At 64.5% G+C, this 19,979-nt stretch carries 19 protein-coding genes; 14 read left to right on the forward strand and 5 right to left on the reverse strand.

Annotated features, from left to right (window positions below):
• The first annotated feature begins 4 nt into the window (after positions 1-4).
• From ACFFWD_RS33195 to fabZ, 7 genes are all read left to right on the forward strand, one after another.
• Positions 5-763: an isoprenyl transferase gene (locus ACFFWD_RS33195; RefSeq protein ID WP_376972678.1), complete on the forward strand. Its 759-nt coding sequence runs from the start codon at positions 5-7 to the stop codon at positions 761-763.
• Positions 760-1,608: a phosphatidate cytidylyltransferase gene (locus ACFFWD_RS33200; protein ID WP_376972680.1), complete on the forward strand. Its 849-nt coding sequence runs from the start codon at positions 760-762 to the stop codon at positions 1,606-1,608. Before ACFFWD_RS33195 ends, ACFFWD_RS33200 begins: the two co-directional genes overlap by 4 nt.
• Positions 1,609-1,612: 4 nt before the next feature.
• Positions 1,613-2,836, forward strand: coding sequence for a 1-deoxy-D-xylulose-5-phosphate reductoisomerase (dxr, locus tag ACFFWD_RS33205; protein ID WP_376972682.1), 1,224 nt, complete (start codon positions 1,613-1,615; stop codon positions 2,834-2,836).
• A 40-nt stretch (positions 2,837-2,876) separates the two neighbouring features.
• Positions 2,877-4,028 (forward strand): RIP metalloprotease RseP, encoded by a 1,152-nt coding sequence (rseP, locus tag ACFFWD_RS33210; RefSeq protein ID WP_376972684.1) that lies wholly within the window; start codon positions 2,877-2,879, stop codon positions 4,026-4,028.
• Between the two features lie 175 nt (positions 4,029-4,203).
• Complete coding sequence (gene bamA / locus ACFFWD_RS33215; RefSeq protein WP_376972686.1) at positions 4,204-6,765, forward strand: outer membrane protein assembly factor BamA; 2,562 nt, start codon at positions 4,204-4,206, stop codon at positions 6,763-6,765.
• 32 nt (positions 6,766-6,797) lie between these two features.
• A complete protein-coding gene (lpxD, locus tag ACFFWD_RS33220) occupies positions 6,798-7,865 on the forward strand; it encodes a UDP-3-O-(3-hydroxymyristoyl)glucosamine N-acyltransferase (RefSeq protein ID WP_376972688.1) in 1,068 nt (355 codons plus the stop codon).
• On the forward strand, positions 7,865-8,323 hold the full coding sequence (gene fabZ, locus ACFFWD_RS33225) for a 3-hydroxyacyl-ACP dehydratase FabZ (RefSeq protein WP_376972690.1): 459 nt from the start codon (positions 7,865-7,867) through the stop codon (positions 8,321-8,323). Before lpxD ends, fabZ begins: the two co-directional genes overlap by 1 nt.
• Before the next feature lie 19 nt (positions 8,324-8,342).
• On the opposite strand, the gene ACFFWD_RS33230 is transcribed toward fabZ, so the two are convergent.
• Positions 8,343-8,663: a KTSC domain-containing protein gene (locus tag ACFFWD_RS33230; RefSeq protein ID WP_376972692.1), complete on the reverse strand. Its 321-nt coding sequence runs from the start codon at positions 8,661-8,663 to the stop codon at positions 8,343-8,345.
• 137 nt (positions 8,664-8,800) lie between these two features.
• On the opposite strand from ACFFWD_RS33230, the gene lpxA reads away from it, so the two are divergent.
• The 5 genes from lpxA (at position 8,801) to ACFFWD_RS33255 (ending at position 12,769) form a co-directional block, all read left to right on the forward strand.
• Positions 8,801-9,595, forward strand: coding sequence for an acyl-ACP--UDP-N-acetylglucosamine O-acyltransferase (lpxA, locus tag ACFFWD_RS33235; protein ID WP_376972694.1), 795 nt, complete (start codon positions 8,801-8,803; stop codon positions 9,593-9,595).
• A 19-nt stretch (positions 9,596-9,614) separates the two neighbouring features.
• Positions 9,615-10,472 (forward strand): LpxI family protein, encoded by an 858-nt coding sequence (locus ACFFWD_RS33240; RefSeq protein WP_376972696.1) that lies wholly within the window; start codon positions 9,615-9,617, stop codon positions 10,470-10,472.
• Entirely contained in the window at positions 10,472-11,653 is a 1,182-nt protein-coding gene (lpxB, locus tag ACFFWD_RS33245; protein ID WP_376972698.1) for a lipid-A-disaccharide synthase, read from the forward strand. Before ACFFWD_RS33240 ends, lpxB begins: the two co-directional genes overlap by 1 nt.
• Positions 11,654-11,767: 114 nt before the next feature.
• A complete protein-coding gene (locus ACFFWD_RS33250) occupies positions 11,768-12,427 on the forward strand; it encodes an SRPBCC family protein (protein WP_376972700.1) in 660 nt (219 codons plus the stop codon).
• A gap of 6 nt (positions 12,428-12,433) precedes the next feature.
• A complete protein-coding gene (locus ACFFWD_RS33255; RefSeq protein ID WP_376972702.1) occupies positions 12,434-12,769 on the forward strand; it encodes an ArsR/SmtB family transcription factor in 336 nt (111 codons plus the stop codon).
• 29 nt (positions 12,770-12,798) lie between these two features.
• Here ACFFWD_RS33255 and ACFFWD_RS33260 read toward each other — a convergent pair whose 3' ends face one another.
• The 3 genes from ACFFWD_RS33260 to gltX form a co-directional block, all read right to left on the reverse strand.
• Entirely contained in the window at positions 12,799-13,122 is a 324-nt protein-coding gene (locus ACFFWD_RS33260; protein ID WP_376972704.1) for a GFA family protein, read from the reverse strand.
• A gap of 26 nt (positions 13,123-13,148) precedes the next feature.
• Entirely contained in the window at positions 13,149-14,450 is a 1,302-nt protein-coding gene (gene gltA / locus ACFFWD_RS33265) for a citrate synthase (RefSeq protein ID WP_376972706.1), read from the reverse strand.
• Positions 14,451-14,610: 160 nt separating this feature from the next.
• Positions 14,611-16,035, reverse strand: coding sequence for a glutamate--tRNA ligase (gene gltX, locus ACFFWD_RS33270; RefSeq protein ID WP_376972708.1), 1,425 nt, complete (start codon positions 16,033-16,035; stop codon positions 14,611-14,613).
• 154 nt (positions 16,036-16,189) lie between these two features.
• On the opposite strand from gltX, the gene ACFFWD_RS33275 reads away from it, so the two are divergent.
• Both ACFFWD_RS33275 and ACFFWD_RS33280 read left to right on the forward strand, forming a co-directional pair.
• A complete protein-coding gene (locus ACFFWD_RS33275) occupies positions 16,190-17,872 on the forward strand; it encodes a glutamine--tRNA ligase/YqeY domain fusion protein (protein ID WP_376972710.1) in 1,683 nt (560 codons plus the stop codon).
• A gap of 35 nt (positions 17,873-17,907) precedes the next feature.
• Positions 17,908-18,294, forward strand: coding sequence for a YybH family protein (locus ACFFWD_RS33280; protein WP_376972712.1), 387 nt, complete (start codon positions 17,908-17,910; stop codon positions 18,292-18,294).
• Between the two features lie 254 nt (positions 18,295-18,548).
• Here the strand turns inward: ACFFWD_RS33280 and glnA are convergent, their stop codons facing one another.
• Positions 18,549-19,979 (reverse strand): type I glutamate--ammonia ligase, encoded by a 1,431-nt coding sequence (gene glnA / locus ACFFWD_RS33285; protein ID WP_376972714.1) that lies wholly within the window; start codon positions 19,977-19,979, stop codon positions 18,549-18,551.

Consider the following 19,979-nt stretch of genomic DNA (forward strand, 5'->3'; position numbering starts at 1 on the left):
TCCGATGTCGAACGCAACTGCCCCTGCAACCAATGGCCCGGATCGCTCCGGCGGTCCGTTGCATGTGGCTGTTATCATGGACGGGAACGGGCGTTGGGCGGCCGCGCGCGGCCTGCCGCGTGCCGAAGGCCACCGCCGCGGCGTCGAGGCGTTGCGCCGCGTGGTGCGCGCGGCCCACGAGCTCGGCGTGCGCTATCTGACGATCTTTTCGTTCAGCTCGGAGAATTGGTCGCGGCCCGCCACTGAAATCGGCGACCTGTTCGGCCTGCTGCGCCGCTTCATCCGCAACGACCTCGCGACGTTGCATCGGGACGGGGTGAGGGTGCGCGTGATCGGCGAGCGTGAGGGGCTTGAGCCGGATATCTGCGCGCTGCTCAACGAGGCCGAGGAACTGACCAAGGCCAACACCAAGCTCAACCTGGTCGTCGCTTTCAACTACGGCTCGCGGGCCGAGATCGCGGCCGCGGCGCGGCGTCTTGCGCGCGAGGTCGCCGAAGGCAAGCGCGACGCCGAGTCCATCGACGCCGATACGCTCGGGCAATATCTCGACGCGCCCGACATTCCCGATCCCGATCTGATCATCCGCACCAGCGGCGAACAGCGCCTGTCGAACTTCCTGATGTGGCAGGCTGCCTACAGCGAGCTGGTATTCGTGCCGATCCATTGGCCCGATTTCGACAAGGCGGCGCTGGAAAGCGCGATCGCAGAATATGGCAGGCGCGAGCGCCGGTTCGGCGGACTCGCCGCGAAAACCGGATCGTGACCGAGGGCGAGGCCGCACCCGCGGCAGCGGGCGAGCAGGGATCGCGCAATCTCGTGCTGCGTATCGTCGCCGCATTGGTGCTGGTACCGCTCGCGGTCGCCAGCGCATATGCGGGCGGGTTGTTCTGGATCGCGCTCGTTACGCTTACCGTGGTCGGCCTTTACGTCGAATGGCTGACGATCGTCGGTACGGCGAGCCGCAAACTTGCGGCCTTCGCGGGCGCCACTGCGCTCGCGATCACGGGCGTTCTTCTGGCGCTCGGACGTCTAGATATCGCGCTGCCGGTTCTTTGTGTCGGCCTTGTTGCGGCGTTCCTCGATCGGAGCGGGCACCGCCTGTGGACGGCGACGGGCTTCGCTTACGCGGCGGCTGCCGAGGTGGCATCGGTGCTGGTGCGCGCCGACGCGGCAAAGGGTTTTGCCGCGCTGATGCTGGTCTTCACGGTGGTGTGGGCGACCGACACCGGCGGCTATTTCGCCGGACGCGGCATTGGTGGTCCAAAGCTCTGGCCGCAGGTCAGTCCGAAAAAGACCTGGGCTGGCGCGATCGGCGGTTTTGCGGCCAGCCTCGCCGTGGCCGCTTGCTTTGCCGCGCTTGATCTTGGCAAAAGCGGCCCGCTTCTCGTGCTGGCGGCGCTGCTGTCGGTGGTGTCGCAGCTCGGCGACCTCTTCGAATCCGCCCTGAAGCGGCGGTTCGGCGTGAAGGATTCGAGCCATATCATTCCCGGCCATGGCGGCCTGTTGGACCGCCTGGACGGATTTGTCGCGGCCGTCATTGTGGCGGCGATTTTCGGTTTTCTCCGCGGCGGCGCCGATGGCGTCGGACGCGGTCTTATGGTTTGGTGATGAGATGAGCGCAGTTCCATTGCGTAACAATAAAGCCGCGGTCTCCGACATGCGGAGCGTGACCGTCCTTGGAGCCACCGGCTCGATCGGCGACAGCACCATGGACCTGCTGCGTGGCGCCCGTGATCGCTACCGCGTCGAGGCGCTCACTGCGAACAGCAATGTCGAAGGGCTCGTCAAGCTCGCGAAGGAGTTTGGCGCGCGGTTTGCGGCTATTGCCGATCCGGCACGGCTCTCCGAGCTGAAGGATGCGCTGGCCGGCACGCGGATCGAATGCGGGGCCGGCGAGGGCGCGATCATTGAAGCGGCGGCGCGCCCGGCGGATTGGGTGATGGCGGCGGTAAGCGGCGCGGCGGGGCTGAAGCCCGCCCTTGCGGCAGTCGATCGCGGCGCCTCGGTTGCGCTCGCCAACAAGGAGTGCCTGGTCTGCGCCGGCGATTTCTTCATGGAACGCGCCGCGAAGGCGGGCGCCTGCATCCTGCCGGCCGACTCCGAGCATAACGCGCTGTTCCAGGCGCTCGGGTCCGGCAACCGCGAGGAACTGGTGCGGGTGATCATTACCGCCTCCGGCGGTCCGTTCCGCACCTGGTCGGCCGCCGATATCGAACAGGCGACGCTGGAACAGGCGCTGAAACACCCCAACTGGAGCATGGGCCAGAAGATCACCATCGATTCTGCATCGATGATGAACAAGGGCCTCGAGGTGATCGAGGCGTCCTATCTGTTTGCCCTGGCGCCCGACGAGATCGATGTTCTCGTGCATCCGCAATCGATCATCCATGGTATGGTCGAATTCTCGGACCGGTCGGTGGTCGCGCAATTGGGAGCGCCCGACATGCGGATTCCGATTGCGCATTGTCTCGGCTGGCCCGATCGTATCGTCGGACCGTCGGCGAGGCTCGACCTCGCCAAGATCGGGCAACTCACCTTCGAGGCGCCCGACTTCGAGCGCTTTCCGGGATTGCGGCTCGCCTACGAGGCTCTGCGGACCGGGAACGGCGCGACGACGGTTTACAATGCGGCCAATGAAGTGGCGGTCGCCGCCTTCATCGCCGGCAAGATCCGGTTCGGCGCGATCGCACGCCTCGTCGAGGCGACCATGAATGATTGGATCCGGTCCGGGAATCTGGCACCGCTGGAGTCGGCGGATGATGCGATTTCCGTTGACCATAACGCGCGAAATAAGGCTGCCGCCCTATTGCCTCAAATTGCCTTAAAGGCAACCTAGAGCGTTGGGGACGGAGCCTTTGGCTCTCGAGGGGAATCCGATGCCCGAATTTTTTCTCCATAGTTTCAATACGTTGAGCCATGGGCTCATCGGTTACATCATCCCCTTCTTGTTCGTCCTGACGATCGTGGTTTTCTTCCACGAGCTCGGCCATTTCCTCGTCGCACGCTGGAACGGTGTGAAGGTGTTGACCTTCTCGCTCGGTTTCGGTCCTGAACTCGCGGGCTTCAACGACCGCCATGGCACGCGCTGGAAGATTTCGGCGATCCCGCTCGGCGGTTACGTGAAGTTCTTTGGCGACGACACCGAAGCCTCCACCCCGTCGGTCGAGGCGCTCGCGGCGATGACGTCGGAGGAGCGCAAGGGCAGCTTCCATCATAAGACGGTCGGCCAGCGCGCCGCGATCGTGGCCGCTGGTCCGGTCGCGAATTTCATTCTGGCGATCGTGATCTTCACCTGTCTGTTCACCTTCTTCGGCAAGCCGAGCACCACGGCGCGCGTCGACAAGGTCGAGGCCAACAGCGCCGCCGCGGCCGCCGGGTTCCAGGTCGGCGACATCGTGACGGCGATCGACGGCAAGGCGATCGGCAGCTTCTCGGACATGCAGCGGGTCGTCAGCATCCATGCCGGCGATACGCTGACCTTCACGGTCAAGCGCGGCGATTCGTCCGTGCAGCTTCGCGGAACGCCGGAACTGCGCGAGGTGAAGGACCCATTCGGCAATGCCCATCGGCTCGGCGTGCTCGGCATCACCCGGGCGACCGCGCCCGGCGACGCCGTCACCGAGCGGGTCGATCCGGCCACCGCGCTGTGGCTCGGGGTCAAGGAAACCTGGTTCGTGATCGATCGGACCCTGGCCTATATCGGCGGCATCTTCACCGGCCGGGAGGCGGCCGACCAAGTCGGTGGTCCGCTCCGGATCGCGCAGATTTCCGGGCAGGTCGCCACCATCGGCGTGGCGGCCCTGATTCACTTGGCGGCGGTGCTCTCGATCTCGATCGGCCTGCTAAACCTGTTCCCGGTTCCGCTGCTCGATGGCGGCCACCTTTTGTTCTATGCGGTGGAAGCTATCCGTGGCCGTCCGCTGTCGGAGCGGGCGCAAGAAATGGGGTTCCGAATCGGGCTGGGTTTGGTGCTGATGTTGATGGTGTTTGCGACCTACAACGACATCCTGCATTTGGCGGCATCCTGATGCGGGCTTTTTTGTGGCGTTGCTAATGGGCAACGTCTTGGACTGAAAATGGAATCGCGCGGCCGTAGAACGTTTGCCCAAGTGGCAAATTTGGCTACAAGCTGGGCGGAAGGTTGGGATTCTGTCGGGCCGTAGGGGTACGGTCCGGCATTGGAAGGATAAGGGCGCGTTGCGCATGATGCTTGGAATGCGAGTGAGGGGGGGCTTGTTCGCCGCCTTGGTCATGTTCGCCGTGCCGGTGGCTGCCACCTTGGCGGCCGTTGCTGTGTCTTTGCCGGCGGTCGCTCAGACCGTCGATTCGATCACCGTCGAGGGGAACCGGCGCGTCGAGGTCGAGACCATTCGCTCCTATTTCCGGGCCGGACCGGGCGGTCGGCTAAGCCAGGCCCAGATCGACGACGGTCTGAAGGCGCTGATCGAAACCGGCCTGTTCCAGGACGTCCGCATCGATCAGCGGGGTGGCCGGCTGGTCGTGGTCGTTGTCGAAAACCCGGTGATCGGCCGCATCGCCTTCGAGGGCAACAAGAAGGTCAAGGACGAGCAGCTGACGGCGGAAATCCAGTCCAAGCCGCGCGGCACCTTCTCGCGTCCGATGGTTCAGTCCGATGCCCAGCGTATCACTGAAATCTACCGCCGCTCGGGTCGCTACGATGTGCGGGTGAACCCGCAGATCATCGAGCAGCCGAACAACCGCGTCGACCTGGTCTTTGAGATTTCCGAGGGCGTGAAGACCGGTGTCCGCTCAATCGAATTCGTCGGTAACCAGGCCTATTCGGGCTATCGCCTGCGCGACGTCATCAAGACGCGCGAATCGAACCTGTTGAGCTTCCTCGGCGGCAACGACGTCTACGATCCGGACCGCGTCGAGGCCGATCGCGACCTGCTGCGCCGGTTCTATCTCAAGAATGGCTACGCCGACGTCCAGGTGGTGGCCGCGCTCACCGAATACGATCCGGAGAAGAAGGGCTTCCTGGTCACGTTCAAGATCGAGGAGGGCCAGCAGTATCGCGTCGCCTCGGTGAACTACCAGTCGTCGATCGGCACGCTTGATCCGAATTCGCTGAGCTCGTTCTCGCGCGTCCGGGTCGGCTCGCTCTACAACGCCGAGGCACTGGAGAAGTCGGTCGAGGAAATGCAGATCGAGGCGTCGCGCCGCGGCTATGCGTTCGCGATCGTGCGGCCGCGCGGCGACCGCAATTTCGAGAATCACACGGTGTCGATCACCTTCGCCGTGGACGAGGGGCCGCGCACCTATATCGAGCGCATCAATATCCGCGGCAACAGCCGCACGCGCGACTACGTCATTCGCCGTGAGTTCGATATTTCCGAGGGCGACGCCTATAACCGCGCGCTGGTCGACCGAGCCGAGCGGCGCCTGAAGAACCTCGACTTCTTCAAGACCGTGAAGATCGTCACCGAGCCCGGCTCGTCTAGCGATCGCGTCATCCTGATCGTCGATCTCGAAGAGAAGTCGACCGGCGACTTCTCGATCTCGGGCGGCTATTCGACCACCGACGGCGCGCTCGCCGAAGTCAGCGTCTCCGAGCGCAACCTGCTCGGGCGGGGCCTGTTCGCGAAGGCGTCGGTGACCTACGGCCAGTTTGCGCGCGGCTATTCGCTGTCGTTCGTCGAGCCCTATCTGCTTGACTACCGCATCGCGCTAGGTCTCGACCTCTACCAGCGCCAGCAACTGTCCAACAGCTTCATCTCGTATGGCACCAAGACGCTGGGCTTCAGCCCGCGGCTCGGCTTCAGCCTGCGTGAAGACCTCTCGCTGCAGCTGCGCTACTCGATCTATCAGCAGAAGATCACGCTGCCCTCGACGCTGAATAACTGTAACAACGTGCAGACCTTGCCGGATGGAACGCCCAATCCCGCGTTCAATCCGAGCCCTGCATTCGCGAACCTTACCGGCCTTAGCTTGGTATCGACCAACGGGCTGGGTTGCTTCAGCGACGGCGAAGCCTCGCTGCCGGTCCGCAGGGAGCTGGCGAATGGCAAGACGCTGACGTCGGCGCTCGGTTATACCCTGAGCTACAACACGCTCGACAACAACAAGAACCCGACCGACGGCCTTCTGGTCGACTTCAAGCAGGATTTTGCCGGCGTTGGTGGCGACGTCAGCTACATCAAGAGCGCGATCGACGCGAAGTACTACACGCCGCTGGTCTCGGACATCGTCGGCGTGATCCACGCCCAGGGCGGCATCCTGAACAAGTTGGGTAGCCAAGACCTGCGCATGCTCGATCACTTCCAGATGGGCCCGAACCTGGTCCGCGGCTTCGCGCCGAACGGCATCGGCCCGCGCGACATCAATCCGTTCAGCTCGCAGGACGCGCTCGGCGGCACCAAGTACTGGGGCGTGTCGGCGGAATTGCAGATGCCGTTCTGGTTCCTGCCGAAGGAAGTCGGGCTGAAGGGCGCTGTCTATGCCGACGCCGGCGGTCTCTACGACTACCAGGGACCGACGGGCTGGACTTTGACTAACGAGGTCAATGGCTTCAACAACGGGGTCCCAACGCCGTGTCGCGCCGCGAGGACAAACGGTCCGACCGACTCGGGAACCTGCCTTGGCTTGCAGTTTGACGACAGCAAGGTCGTCCGCAGCTCGGTCGGTGTCGGCCTGATCTGGCAGTCACCGTTCGGTCCGCTGCGCTTCGACTATGCGGTGCCGCTGACCAAGGGTCGGTTTGACCGCGTCCAGGAGTTCAGGTTTGGCGGCGGAACGACGTTCTAAGAACGTTCGTACTCCGGACTGCGACGGGTGGAATGGCGCAGCCGATATTCTACAAGAGACCTCCTTCGTCGACGCTGGCTGAGATCGCCGCGCTGACGAAGGCGCAATTGGTCGACCCTTCAAGGGGATCACTGGAGATCAGGGGGCTGGCTTCGCTTGACGAGGCCGGTCCGATGCATCTCGCCTTCTTCGACAATCTCAAATACGCCGACCAGCTTGCCGCCACCAAGGCCGGCGCCTGCCTGGTCAGCCCGCGCTTCGAGGCGCAGGTGCCCAAGGGCGTCGCCGTGCTGCGGGCGACCAAGCCGTTCCACGCCTTCGTCCAGATTGCCCGCGAATGGCACGCCGACGCGCTGCGGCCGCAGTCCTGGTTCGACACCGAGGGGATCGCACCGTCAGCGATCATCGATCTCACCGCGCAGCTTGAGGACGGCGTGATCGTCGATCCGTTGGCCGTGATCGGCCCCCGGGTCGAGATCGGCGCGGGCACCATCATCGGCGCCGGCGCGGTGATCGGTGCCGACGTCAAGATCGGGCGGGACTGCAACGTCGGCGCCAAGACCACGATCCAGTTCGCCCTGATCGGCAACAACGTCCTGATCCATCCCGGCTGCAACATCGGGCAGGACGGTTATGGCTTCATCTTCTTCGGGCCGGCGGGCCATGTGAAGGTGCCGCAGACCGGCCGCGTGCTGATCCAGAACAACGTCGAGGTGGGGGCGGCATCCACCATCGATCGCGGTTCCCTGCGCGATACCGTGATCGGCGAGGGCACCAAAATCGACAATCAGGTCCAGATCGGCCACAATGTGACCATCGGCAGGCACTGCCTGCTCGCCGCCCAGATCGGGCTCGCGGGCAGCCTGACGATCGGCGACAATGTCGCGCTCGGCGCCAAGGTGGGCATCAACAACCACCTCACGATCGGCGACGGCGCCCAGGTCACGGCCATGAGCGCGGTCAAGGATGACATCCCGCCGAACGGCCGCTGGGGCGGGCACTTCGCCAAGCCGACCAAGCAGTGGTTCAGGGAGATCATCGCGGTCGAGCGCCTGGTGCGCGACAGCGCCGCCGAAGCGAAGGGTGAGGGGCAGGAGTGATGGAGGAGGCACCGGTCAGGTTCGAGCTCGTGGATATCAACGATATCCTGAAGACGCTGCCGCACCGCTACCCGATGCTGCTGATCGACCGGGTCGTCAAGATCCGCACCGATTACAGCGGTATCGGCATCAAGAACGTCACCTACAACGAGCCGCCGTTTCTCGGGCATTTCCCGGAGCGGCCGGTCTATCCCGGCGTGATGATGATCGAGGCGATGGCGCAGACCGCGGGCGTGATCGGAATCAAATCGGTCGAGGGCACCGAGAAGCCGCGTGCGGTGTACTTCCTCACCATCGACAAATGCAAATTCCGCAAGCCGGTGCTGCCCGGCGACACCATCGAGTACCACATGCGTTCAATCGGCCGCCGCAAGGCGATGTGGTGGTTTCACGGCGATGCCAAGGTCAACGGACAGACCGTGGCCGAGGCGGATGTCGGCGCGATGCTGACGGACTGACCCGCGGTTGGCGCAATCGCTACGTACGGCAGGCGTAGCGGCCGTCGGCACCCGCAATCCGCAGCACACGATTGAGAAACAGACCCATCGACGGCGCGTGCATCAGAGCATCATAGGTCTCCGCGGGCACGCCGCAGTAATGTTGGTAGGTGCCGCGGACGGCGACCAGGAGCGCCCGTTGCGCGGCGTCATAGCAGACGCGTTGGACCATTGTGCTGCGATTGATGTCGCGGCAATCGAACGTCGCGAGATCGACGCTGTCGCTGCGCCCGATATCGACCGTTTCCAAGCCGATCGGCGCAGCAAGCAGGGTGAAGATCAGCGCGGCGGCCCGGACCATGGCTAATGCGGCACCATCGCTTGCAACATCAGGTCATGATACGTCACTGGACAGATCAGGCAAGGTCGGGCTAACCACCGGAAAAGGCGACACTTTAGCGCATCGTGCGCCGTTAACGAATTCCGGACCGAGTTTCCATGAGCATGATCGATTCCTCCGCGCGGATTGCCGAGGGCGCTGTGATCGGCGCCGGCGTCGAGATCGGTCCGTATTGCATCATCGGTCCGAATGCCGTGATCGGCGACGAGTGCAAGCTGCTCGCGCATGTCACGGTCTCCGGCCATACCAGGATCGGCGCCGGTTGTGTGATCTCGCCGTTTGCCGCGCTCGGCGGGCCGCCGCAGGACCTCAGCTATCGCGGCGAGCCGACGCGGCTCGAGATCGGCGAGGCCTGCACGATCCGCGAAGGCGTCACGATGAATATCGGCACCGTCAAGGGCGGTGGCCTGACGCGCGTCGGCGATCGCGGCTTCTTCATGAACAACAGCCATGTCGGTCACGACTGCACGGTCGGCAACAACGTTATCTTCGCCACCTCGGCGACGCTCGGCGGGCACTGCGAGATCGGCGACTTCGTCTATATCGGCGGCCTGTCTGCGGTGCATCAGTTCACGCGGATCGGCCCCCAGGTCATGATCGGCGGCGTCTGCGGCGTGCGCGGTGACGTGATCCCGTTCGGGCTCGCCAATGGTCAATATGCCGTCCTCGAAGGCCTGAACATCATCGGCATGAAGCGCCGCCAGTTCACCAAGCAGCGGCTCGCGACCGTGCGCGCATTCTACCAGAAGCTGTTCCACGGCCCCGGCATCTTTGCCGAGCGGCTCGCCGCCGCGCAGCCGCTCGCCGGCGAAGACCCGGCGATCGCGGAAATCCTCGCCTTCATCGACGGCGGCAAGCACCGCGCGCTCTGCCTTCCCGCCGGCGCGAACTGACCAGGGGATGGCCGCCAGCATGACGTCAGCGGTGCCTTCGATCTCCTCGCCGGTCGGCGTGATCGCCGGTGGCGGTGCGATGCCCTTCGCGGTCGCGGACTCGCTCGTCGCCCGCGGCATCACTCCGGTGCTGTTCGCCTTGCGCGGGGCCTGCGATGCCGCACGCGCGGAGCGGTTTCGCCATCGCTGGATCTCGGTCGGCCAGCTTGGCCGCGCGACGCGGCTGTTCCGCGAGGAAGGCTGTCGCGACTTGATCTTCATCGGCACGCTGGTGCGCCCGGCGCTGTCCGAAATCCGGCTCGACTGGGGCACGCTGCGCGTTCTCGGAACGGTCATCCGTGCGTTTCGCGGCGGTGACGATCACCTGCTATCCGGCGTCGGCCGCATTCTCGAGCAGCAGGGATTTCGCATGGTCGGCATCAAGGACGTTGCGCCTGATCTCTTGATGCCGGAGGGCGCCATCACCCGTACAACGCCCGACGGCAGTGCGATCGTCGACATCGCGCGAGGGCGCGCGGTGCTGGGCGCGCTCGGTCCGTTCGACATCGGCCAGGCCGCCGTGGTGATCGACGGCCATGTGGTGGCGGTCGAGGACATCGAGGGCACCGACGGGCTGCTCGCGCGCGTGGCGCGATTGCGCACCGAGGGCCGCATCCGCGCCAAGGCCGGCCGCGGCGTGCTGGTGAAGGCGCCGAAGAGCGGGCAGGACCTGCGTTTCGATCTGCCGACGATCGGGCCGCGGACGGTCGAGGGCGCAGCCAAGGCAGGTATCGCGGGGATCGCAGTGATCGCCGGCAACACCATTGCAGCCGAGGCGCAGGCGATGATCGAGTCCGCCGACAGGGCCGGCCTCTTCATCCAAGGGCTGCCGGCGTGATGCCGCCGCGTCCAGTCGCCGCGGCGGAGCGGAAAATCTGTTTGATTGCGACCGAGGAGTCCGGCGATCGGCTCGGAGCCGCGCTGATGAAGGTGCTCCGCCAGCGGCTCGGCGACGCCGTGCAGTTTTCCGGTGTCGGCGGCCGCGGGATGGCCCGCGAGGGTATCTCGTCGCTGTTTCCGATCGAAGAGCTGTCGATCATCGGCCTGGCTGCGGTCGTGACGCAATTGCCGAAGATCCTGCGATTGATCCGGCTCACTGCGGATGCGGTGCTCGACGAGGCGCCCGACATGCTCGTCATCATCGACAGCCCCGACTTCACGCACCGCGTCGCCCGTCGCGTCCGCGCGCGCAATCCGAAGATCCCGATCGTCGACTACGTGTCGCCGTCGGTCTGGGCGTGGCGGCCGGGCCGGGCACGGACGATGCGAAGCTATGTCGACCATGTGCTCGCGCTGTTGCCGTTCGAGCCGGAGGAATATCGCAAGCTGCAGGGGCCACCCTGCAGCTATGTCGGTCACCCCCTGACCGAGCAGCTTGCTTCGCTCCGGCCGAACGCGCAGGAACAGGCGTGGCGCGATGCCGAACTGCCTGTCGTGCTGGTGCTGCCGGGAAGTCGCCGCAGCGAGATCAGGCATCACCTTGCCCTGTTCGGCGCGGCACTCGGCCAGCTCAGCGATCGGACCAAGTTCGAGCTCGTGTTGCCGACCATGTCGCATCTCGAAGCGATCGTCCGCGAGGGCGTCAAAACCTGGCCGATCGCGCCACGGATTGCGGTCGGCGAAGCCGAAAAGCGCGCGGCGTTCCGCCTGGCCCGTGCCGCGCTCGCGAAGTCAGGCACCGTGACGCTGGAGCTCGCGCTGGCAGGTGTCCCGATGGTGACGGCCTATCGGGTCGGTGCCGCGGAGGCCTTCATCCTGCGCCGCGCCATCAGGGTATCGTCGGTGATCCTCGCCAATCTCGTGATCGGCAGCGAGGTCATTCCGGAGTTCCTGCAGGAGGACTGCACGCCCGAGAATCTCGCTCAGGCGCTCGGCGAGGTGCTTGCGGATTCGTCCGCGCGCCAGCGGCAGCTCGAGGCGTTCGCGACGCTGGATGCGAAGATGTCCACCGGCAACCAGCCGCCGAGCGTGCGTGCCGCCGACATCGTGCTGGCGACCATGGGCCGGCGGTCGGGTTAGTCGATCGATGACGACGTCGTGGGCGGCGACACCGGGCCGCAGCGGTCCCGCTTGCGTCATGGGATTAGGCTGCGCTAATATTAGCTGCATCTAATATAAATGCCGGAGCCGCCGATGAAGATCGATCCCGTTGCCTATGTCGGAGCCGTCGTTCGCGAAGTCGCCGTCAGGGAGCGCGACGGCAAACCGGCTCGGGCGGTGATCGCGACCCGCCGCTACGACACCGACATCGCGGACCTCTGGGATGCGCTGACCAATCCCGAGCGGATTCCGCGCTGGTTCCTGCCCATTTCGGGCGAGCTGAGACCAGGCGGCCGCTACCAGTTCGAGGGGCAGGCCGGCGGCGAAATCACGATCTGCGAGCCGCCGCGCCGGCTCGCCGTGACTTGGGAAGCGCGCGACACCGTCAGCTGGGTCACCGTGACGCTGACGGATGATGGCACTGGCGGGGCGCGCCTCGAGGTCGAGCATCTCTCGCTTGTCGAGGGCGACTTCTGGGATCGCTACGGGCCTGGCGCCGTCGGCGTCGGCTGGGATCTCGCCCTGATCGGGCTAGCCCTCTACATTGCCGCGCGTCCGGCTGGGCAATTCGACCGCGCCGCGGCGGAGGCGTGGCCTGCCTCTGATGACGGCAAGGATTTCATGCGCCGGAGCGGCGCGGACTGGTGCAGGGCGTCGATCGCGGCGGGCACAGACGAGGCTGCAGCACAGAGGGCCGCCGCCAACACGACGGCATTCTATTGCGGCGAGCCGGAGCCAGGCGGCGGGAGCTAGCGGTCGATGCACGCTTTCGACATTCTGGGCGATCCCGTCCGCCGGCGCATCCTGGAGCTGCTCGCGACCGGCGAGCACAGTTCGGGCGACATCGTCGTCGTCGTGCAGCGCGAATTCGGCATTACCCAGTCGGCGGTGTCGCAACAGCTACGGATTTTGCGGGATGCCGGTTTCGCGTCGGTGCGTGCCGACGGGACGCGGCGCATCTACGCGGTCGAGCCGGGACGGCTGCGCGAGGTCGACGACTGGCTCGACCGCTTCCGCGCATTCTGGCTGCCGCGCCTTGATGCACTCGCCACCGAAGTCGCGCGCGGCAAACGAAAACGGCGTCAGCCCGACTGATGGCGCCGTGAGGGAATTCTGCCTGCGCCCTAGGTCTTCGGCGGCGCGCCTTCCGGCCACTCGGGCAACTCGTCCTTTGGGTCGAACCATGACGCGCACTCCGAGCGCCAGATATGCATCTTGGGTCGATCGGTGATCGGCGTTTCGAGGCAGCCCATCCGCAGCAGGATTGTATCTCGGCCATCGCGCGCGGCGACGATATGCGATCCACATTGCGTGCAGAAATAGCGGGTCTTGCCGGGCGACGATTCAAAGCCCTTCCTGTCAGCATGAGGCCTCCCGCGTGCATCAGATTGTGCAGTCTTCCATAAAAAAATCTCGCCCAAGGATATCCGATCCTTGGGCGAGATCATTTGGTTCGCAGGCTAAATTCCGCCTGTTACCTTCGCTTCTCGATCGGAACGTAATCGCGGCGCGCGACGCCGGTGTAGAGCTGGCGCGGACGGCCGATCTTCTGCTGAGGATCCTCGATCATCTCGCTCCACTGGCTGATCCAGCCGACGGTGCGGGCGACCGCGAACAGCACGGTGAACATCGAGGTCGGGAAGCCCATCGCCTTCAGCGTGATGCCCGAATAGAAGTCGACGTTCGGGTAGAGCTTGCGGTCGATGAAGTACTGGTCGTTGAGCGCGATCTTCTCCAGCTCCAGTGCGACCTTCAGCATCGGGTCATCGCCATGGCCGGTCTCGGCCAGCACAGCGTGACACATCTTCTGCATGATCTTGGCGCGCGGATCATAGTTCTTGTAGACGCGGTGACCGAAGCCCATCAGGCGGACTTCGCTGTTCTTGTCCTTCACCTTGGCGATGAACTCGGGAATCTTGTCGACCGTGCCGATCGACGACAGCATGGCCAGGGCCGCTTCGTTGGCGCCGCCATGGGCCGGGCCCCACAGGCAGGCGATGCCGGCCGCGATGCAGGCGAACGGGTTGGCGCCGGACGAGCCGGCGATACGCACCGTGGAGGTTGACGCGTTCTGCTCGTGGTCGGCATGCAGGATGAAGATCTTGTCCAGTGCATCCGCCAGCACCGGATTGATCCTGTACTCCTCGCAGGGCACCGCGAAGCACATGTTGAGGAAGTTCTCGGCGAAGGACAGCGAGTTCTTCGGATACACGAAGGGCTGGCCGACGGTGTATTTGAAGGCCATCGCCGCCAGCGTCGGGATCTTCGCGATCATCCGCATCGAGGCGATCATGCGCTGCCGCGGGTCGTTGATGTCGGTCGAGTCATGATAGAACGCGGCCAGCGCGCCGACGGCGGCGACCATGATCGCCATCGGGTGGGCGTCGCGGCGGAAGCCCTGGAAGAACCGGGCCATCTGCTCGTGCACCATGGTGTGGTGCGTGACGCGGTAGTCGAAATCCTTCTTCTGCGCCGGGGTCGGAAGCTCCCCGTACAGCAGCAGATAGCAGGTCTCGAGGAAGTCGCCGTGCTCGGCGAGCTGCTCGATCGGGTAGCCGCGGTATTCGAGCACACCGGCGTCGCCGTCGATATAGGTGATCTTGGACTGGCAGCTGCCCGTCGAGGTGAACCCGGGGTCGTAGGTGAACACCCCAGCCTGGCTGTAGAGCTTGGCGATGTCGATGACATCAGGCCCAACCGTGCCGCTCAGGATCGGGAAATCATAGGTCTTGTTGCCAATGGTGAGTGTGGCTGTCTTGCTGGATTTTGCGTCCATCGTGATATCCCCGATGAATTCGTTGCGAAAACCGACCTTGCCCGGTCGCCGTTTTGCGGCGCATGGCGGGGTGGGACGGCTTGTGTAGAAGGCGTCCGAAGATGCGTAGCTTATTGCAATGTGCGCTGCAAGATGGACCCTGGGAGGGGTCCATGCAGGGTCAGCCGCCCGCCTGATCGGCGAGCCGGGCGAGGCATTCCTGGCGTCCCAGGACCGCCAGAACGTCGAAAATACCCGGCGATGTCGTGCGTCCCGTCAGCGCCACCCGTAGCGGCTGGGCCACGGCGCCGAGCTTCAGATTGTTCTGCTCGGCAAAATTCCGCATCGCGGTTTCGGTGGTTTCCGCGGACCAGTCGTTCACGGTTTCGAGCGCTGCGCGGAGCCTGCCGATCAGCGCGCGCGTCTCCGGCGTCAGCAGCGCGGCCGCCTTCGGGTCGAGTTCGAGCGGGCGGTCGGCGAAGATGAAATAGGCACCGCTGATCAGCTCGATCAGCGTCTTGGCGCGCTCCTTCAGGCTCGGCATTGCCCGCAGCAATTGGGCGCGCGTGGTGTCGTTGAGCTTGGCCTTGAGTGCCGCCCCCTCGGGGACGTAGTCGAGCACGCTCTCGAACTGGGTCACGAGGGCCTGATCGTCGCTCTGACGGATATAGTGGCCGTTGAGGTTCTCCAGCTTGGCGAAATCGAACCGTGCCGCGGAGCGGCCGATGCCCGACAGGTCGAAGGCATCGATCATCTCCTGCGTCGAGAAGATTTCCTGATCGCCGTGGCTCCAGCCGAGCCTGACGAGATAGTTGCGCAACGCGGTGGGCAGATAGCCCAAGGCGCGATAGGCGTCGACGCCGAGCGCGCCATGGCGCTTCGACAGCTTCGAGCCGTCGGGGCCGTGGATCAGCGGGATATGGGACATGCTGGGGATGGCCCAGTCCAGCGCGTCGTAAATCTGCTTCTGGCGCGCGGCATTGATCAGATGATCGTCGCCGCGGATGACATGCGTGACGCCCATGTCGTGGTCGTCGACCACGACCGCGAGCATGTAGGTTGGCGTGCCGTCGCCACGCAGCAGCACGAGATCGTCGAGGTTCTCGTTCTGCCACACCACGCGGCCCTGGACTTGGTCCTCGATCACGGTCTCGCCGGTCTGAGGCGCCTTGAGGCGGATGGTCGGCTTGACGCCGGCCGGAGCTGTGGAGGGATCGCGATCGCGCCACATTCCGTCATAGAGGCGGGTGCGACCCTCAGCGCGCGCCTTCTCGCGCATCGCCGCCAGTTCCTCCGGCGTCGCGTAACAGCGATAGGCCCGCCCTGCGGCGAGCAGGCTCTCGGCCACCTCGCGATGGCGGGCGGCGCGGCTGAACTGGTAGATGACGTCGCCGTCCCAATCGAGCTCGAGCCACCTCAGCCCGTCCAGGATGGCGTCGATCGCCTCCTTGGTCGAGCGCTCGCGGTCGGTGTCCTCGATCCGGAGCAGCATCTTGCCGCCGTGTTTCTTGGCGTAGAGCCAGTTGAACAGCGCGGTGCGGGCTCCCCCGATATGGAGGAAGCCGGTCGGTGAGGGGGCGAAGCGGGTGACGATGGAATCGGTCATGATTGGGCGAGGCGTATGCGGGAACGGCGGTGGTGTATAGCAGGAACCAGGCATAACTAAAGCCTCGGTTACTCGGCCGGCCTGCCAAAGCGGGCTTGGCTCAATCCGGCGAATTTGGCAGAAGGTCCGCTTGAACCCTCCAGGGAACCCTTTGATGACGACTGACACGGCGACGGCAGAGGCAGGGCGCGACTTCATTCGCGACATCGTCCAGGCCGATCTCTCCTCCCACAGGCACAGCCAGATCGTGACGCGCTTCCCGCCGGAGCCGAACGGTTACCTGCACATCGGCCATGCCAAGTCGATTGCCCTGAATTTCGGCATCGCGCAGGAGTTCGCCGGGCGCTGTCATCTGCGCTTCGATGACACCAACCCGACCAAGGAGGAGCAGGAATATATCGACTCGATCCAGGCCGACGTCCGCTGGCTCGGCTATGACTGGGGAACCAACCTCTATTTCGCTTCGGATTACTTCGAGCGCCTGTACGAGTGGGCCGAGGGCCTGATCAAGGCCGGCTACGCCTATGTCGACGACCAGTCGCAGGAGGAGATTCGCGTCTCGCGCGGCACGCTGACCGAGCCGGGCAAGAACTCGCCGTTCCGCGACCGCTCGGTCGAGGAGAACCTCGACCTGTTCCGCCGCATGAAGGCCGGCGAATTCGGGAACGGCGCCCGCGTGCTGCGGGCCAAGATCGACATGGCCGCCGGCAACATCAACCTGCGCGATCCCGTGCTGTATCGGATCCTGCATGCCCATCACCCGCGCACCGGCGACAAATGGTCGATCTATCCGAGCTACGACTACGCCCACGGCCAGTCGGATGCGATCGAAGGCATCACGCACTCGATCTGCACGCTCGAGTTCGAGGATCACCGGCCGCTTTACGATTGGCTGCTCGACAAGCTGCCGGTGCCGTCGAAGCCGCACCAGTATGAGTTCGCGCGGCTGAACCTGACCTACACACTGCTGTCCAAGCGCGTGCTGACCCAGCTTGTGCGCGACGGTCATGTCTCGGGGTGGGACGATCCGCGCATGCCAACGATCGCCGGCCTGAAGCGCCGCGGCGTACCGCCGGCGGCCGTGCGCGAATTCGTCAAGCGCATCGGCGTGGCCAAGGCCAACAGCGTGGTCGATGTCGGAATGCTCGAGTTCTGCATCCGCGAGGAGCTGAACCGCACCGCGCTCCGCCGCATGGCGGTGCTGCGGCCGCTCAAGGTCGTGATCGAGAACTATCCGGAAGGGCAGGTCGAGGAGATCGAGGCGATCAACCATCCCGACAATCCCGAGGCCGGCACCCGCAAGATCGCCTTCGGCCGCGAGCTCTATATCGAGCGCGACGACTTCATGGAGAACCCGCCGAAGAAGTTCTTCCGCCTTTCGCCCGGCAACGAGGTGCGGCTGCGCTACGCCTATTTCATCAAGTGCACTGATGTGGTGAAGGACGCATCCGGCGAGATCGTCGAGCTCCGCTGCACCTACGATCCGCTGACCAGGGGCGGCAACGCGCCCGATGGCCGCAAGGTGAAGGCGACCATGCACTGGCTGCCGGCGGCGCAGTCGAAGCCCGCGGAGATCCGCATCTACAATCAGCTGTTCTCCAATCCGAACCCGAGCGCCACCTACTTTGCCGCCGACCTCAATCCGCAGTCGCTGGAAGTGCTGACGGACGCGCGGGTCGAGCCGGCGATCGCCGAGAGCAACGCGACCGAAGCGATGCAGTTCGAGCGGCAGGGCTATTTCGTTCGCGATCCGGATTCGACGGCAGACAAGCTCGTGTTCAACCGCACCATCGGCTTGCGCGACACCTTCGCCAAGGAAGTCGGCGGAAAAGCCTAGGCCGCATCAGCGCGGGCAATGAATGGGGGCGATCGATGCCAAGCGAAGCCGAGGAGATCGCCTCAGGCATCATCGGCAAGTGGTCCGCGCGCTTCAAGACGCTCGACGCGGATGCGCTTGCCGCGCTGTATTCGAAGAGCGCGTTCTTCTTCGGCTCGAACCCGACCCTCTACCGTGGCCGCGACGGTGTGAAGGCCTACTTCAGTGCGCTGCCGCGCTGGAGCGCGCCGCGTGTCCAGTTCAGCGAGGTGAGGGCGGAGCAAGTGAACGCCGATCTCGTCAACATGGCCGCCATCGCGTCGTTCTTCCTCGACGGCGAAGCGTCGACGCTTGCCGTGAAGATCACCTGGGTGATCGTGCGCGAGGACGGTGACTGGAGGATCGGCTGCCATCATGTCTCCTCGCAAACGCCGCTGATCTAGCGGGCACCACGCGCACGCGACGGCATCAGGCAACAAAAATGCGAGGACCGACGGTCCCCGCAGTCAGGGAGAGCTGCTATGAGGGGTGCGGCCAGGTCGCCCTCGATCTGCCTGGTCCGCATGTGGAGCATCGTATCCACAGCGCCACATATCGGGAGGAGGGACCAAGGTAGTACGACTGCGGCATTCCCGGAGATGCCCACCGCCTCCGATCGTCGCCCGGCGGCATCACGCCTTGGCGGACGCGTTCGCCGCTAGATGTCGTAGTACAGGTGGAACTCGTAGGGATGAGGCCGCAGCCGGATTGGATCCACCTCCTTCTTCCGCTTGTAGTCGAGCCAGGTCTCGATCACGTCGCCGGTGAACACGTCGCCGCGGAGCAGAAAGGCGTGATCGCGCTCGAGCGCATCGAGCGCCTGATCGAGCGATCCCGGTGTCGACTTCACGTCCTTCGCCTCCGCGGGCGGCAGGTCATAGAGGTTCTTGTCGATCGGGCTGCCCGGATCGATCCGGTTGTTGATTCCGTCCAGGCCGGCCATCAGCATCGCGGCAAAAGCCAGGTAGGGATTGCAGGAGGGGTCTGGCGAGCGAAACTCAACGCGCTTCGCCTTCGGATTTGGCGAATACATCGGAATCCGACAGCAGGCCGAGCGGTTGCGCTGGGAATAGACCAGATTGATGGGAGCCTCGTAGCCTGGCACCAGGCGCCGATAGGAGTTCGTGGTAGGGGCGCAAAGCGCACACAATGCCCAGGCGTGGGTTAGGAGGCCGCCGATGTAGTAGCGGCCGAGCTGGCTCAACTCGGCGTAGTCGCCCCTGTCGTAGAACAGATTGGTCTCACCCTTCCATAGCGACTGGTGAACGTGCATCCCCGAGGCGTTGTCCTCGAACAGCGGCTTCGGCATGAACGTTGCGGTCATGCCGCGCTGGCGGGCGGTGTTCTTCACCACGTATTTGTACATCATCAGATTGTCCGCCATGCGCGTGAGCGTGGTGAAGCGCATGTCGATTTCGTTCTGGCCGCCGGTCGCGACTTCATGGTGATGGGCTTCGATTGGGATGCCCAGCTGTTCCATGGTCAGCACCATTTCGGTGCGGAGAGCCTGCATGCTGTCGGTTGGAGGAACGGGAAAGTATCCCTCCTTCGGGCGCGGCTTGTGGGCCAGATTGGGCTCTTCCTCCTTGCCCGTGTTCCAGCTGCCTTCGCTGGAATCGATTTCGTGGAAGGCGAAATTGATGCCCTGTCCGTAGCGCACGTCGTCGAACACGAAGAACTCCGCTTCCGGGCCGAAATAGCTCGTATCGGCGCTGCCGGTTCCCTTCAGGTAGGTTTCAGCTTTTTGGGCGATGTAGCGGGCGTCGCGGCTGTAGGATTGACCGGTCACAGGGTCCCGAATGTTGCAGATCAGGACCAGGGTCGATGCCGGGGAGTACGGGTCGAGGAACGCTGTGCTCGGATCCGGGACGACCAGCATGTCGCTTTCCTGGATCTCCTGGAAACCGCGGATCGATGAACCGTCAAAGCCTATGCCTTCGCTCAAAGCATCGGCGCTCGCTGCACTCGGCGGGACGGAAAAGTGTTGCCACACCCCGGGCAAGTCGGTGAAGCGCAGATCGATCATCTGCACCTTCTCGTCCTTGATCGCCTTCACGAGATCTTGGGCCGTCGCACAATTCGGAAACAT

The sequence above is a fragment of the Bradyrhizobium erythrophlei genome (genome assembly GCF_042430365.1).
Taxonomy (GTDB): domain Bacteria; phylum Pseudomonadota; class Alphaproteobacteria; order Rhizobiales; family Xanthobacteraceae; genus Bradyrhizobium; species Bradyrhizobium erythrophlei.

What these genes read in the sequence shown, in the direction of transcription:
- ACFFWD_RS33260 (WP_376972704.1), bottom strand. Translation starts at nt 13,122, where the DNA reads ATGATCTCGCCCAAGGATCGGATATCCTTGGGCGAGATTTTTTTATGG.
- lpxD (WP_376972688.1), top strand. Translation starts at nt 6,798, where the DNA reads ATGGCGCAGCCGATATTCTACAAGAGACCTCCTTCGTCGACGCTGGCT.
- ACFFWD_RS33240 (WP_376972696.1), top strand. Translation starts at nt 9,615, where the DNA reads ATGACGTCAGCGGTGCCTTCGATCTCCTCGCCGGTCGGCGTGATCGCC.
- ACFFWD_RS33195 (WP_376972678.1), top strand. Translation starts at nt 5, where the DNA reads ATGTCGAACGCAACTGCCCCTGCAACCAATGGCCCGGATCGCTCCGGC.
- fabZ (WP_376972690.1), top strand. Translation starts at nt 7,865, where the DNA reads ATGGAGGAGGCACCGGTCAGGTTCGAGCTCGTGGATATCAACGATATC.
- lpxA (WP_376972694.1), top strand. Translation starts at nt 8,801, where the DNA reads ATGAGCATGATCGATTCCTCCGCGCGGATTGCCGAGGGCGCTGTGATC.
- gltA (WP_376972706.1), bottom strand. Translation starts at nt 14,450, where the DNA reads ATGGACGCAAAATCCAGCAAGACAGCCACACTCACCATTGGCAACAAG.
- dxr (WP_376972682.1), top strand. Translation starts at nt 1,613, where the DNA reads ATGAGCGCAGTTCCATTGCGTAACAATAAAGCCGCGGTCTCCGACATG.
- ACFFWD_RS33230 (WP_376972692.1), bottom strand. Translation starts at nt 8,663, where the DNA reads ATGGTCCGGGCCGCCGCGCTGATCTTCACCCTGCTTGCTGCGCCGATC.
- lpxB (WP_376972698.1), top strand. Translation starts at nt 10,472, where the DNA reads ATGCCGCCGCGTCCAGTCGCCGCGGCGGAGCGGAAAATCTGTTTGATT.
- bamA (WP_376972686.1), top strand. Translation starts at nt 4,204, where the DNA reads ATGATGCTTGGAATGCGAGTGAGGGGGGGCTTGTTCGCCGCCTTGGTC.
- ACFFWD_RS33255 (WP_376972702.1), top strand. Translation starts at nt 12,434, where the DNA reads ATGCACGCTTTCGACATTCTGGGCGATCCCGTCCGCCGGCGCATCCTG.
- ACFFWD_RS33275 (WP_376972710.1), top strand. Translation starts at nt 16,190, where the DNA reads ATGACGACTGACACGGCGACGGCAGAGGCAGGGCGCGACTTCATTCGC.
- ACFFWD_RS33280 (WP_376972712.1), top strand. Translation starts at nt 17,908, where the DNA reads ATGCCAAGCGAAGCCGAGGAGATCGCCTCAGGCATCATCGGCAAGTGG.
- rseP (WP_376972684.1), top strand. Translation starts at nt 2,877, where the DNA reads ATGCCCGAATTTTTTCTCCATAGTTTCAATACGTTGAGCCATGGGCTC.
- ACFFWD_RS33250 (WP_376972700.1), top strand. Translation starts at nt 11,768, where the DNA reads ATGAAGATCGATCCCGTTGCCTATGTCGGAGCCGTCGTTCGCGAAGTC.
- gltX (WP_376972708.1), bottom strand. Translation starts at nt 16,035, where the DNA reads ATGACCGATTCCATCGTCACCCGCTTCGCCCCCTCACCGACCGGCTTC.
- glnA (WP_376972714.1), bottom strand. Translation starts at nt 19,979, where the DNA reads ATGTTTCCGAATTGTGCGACGGCCCAAGATCTCGTGAAGGCGATCAAG.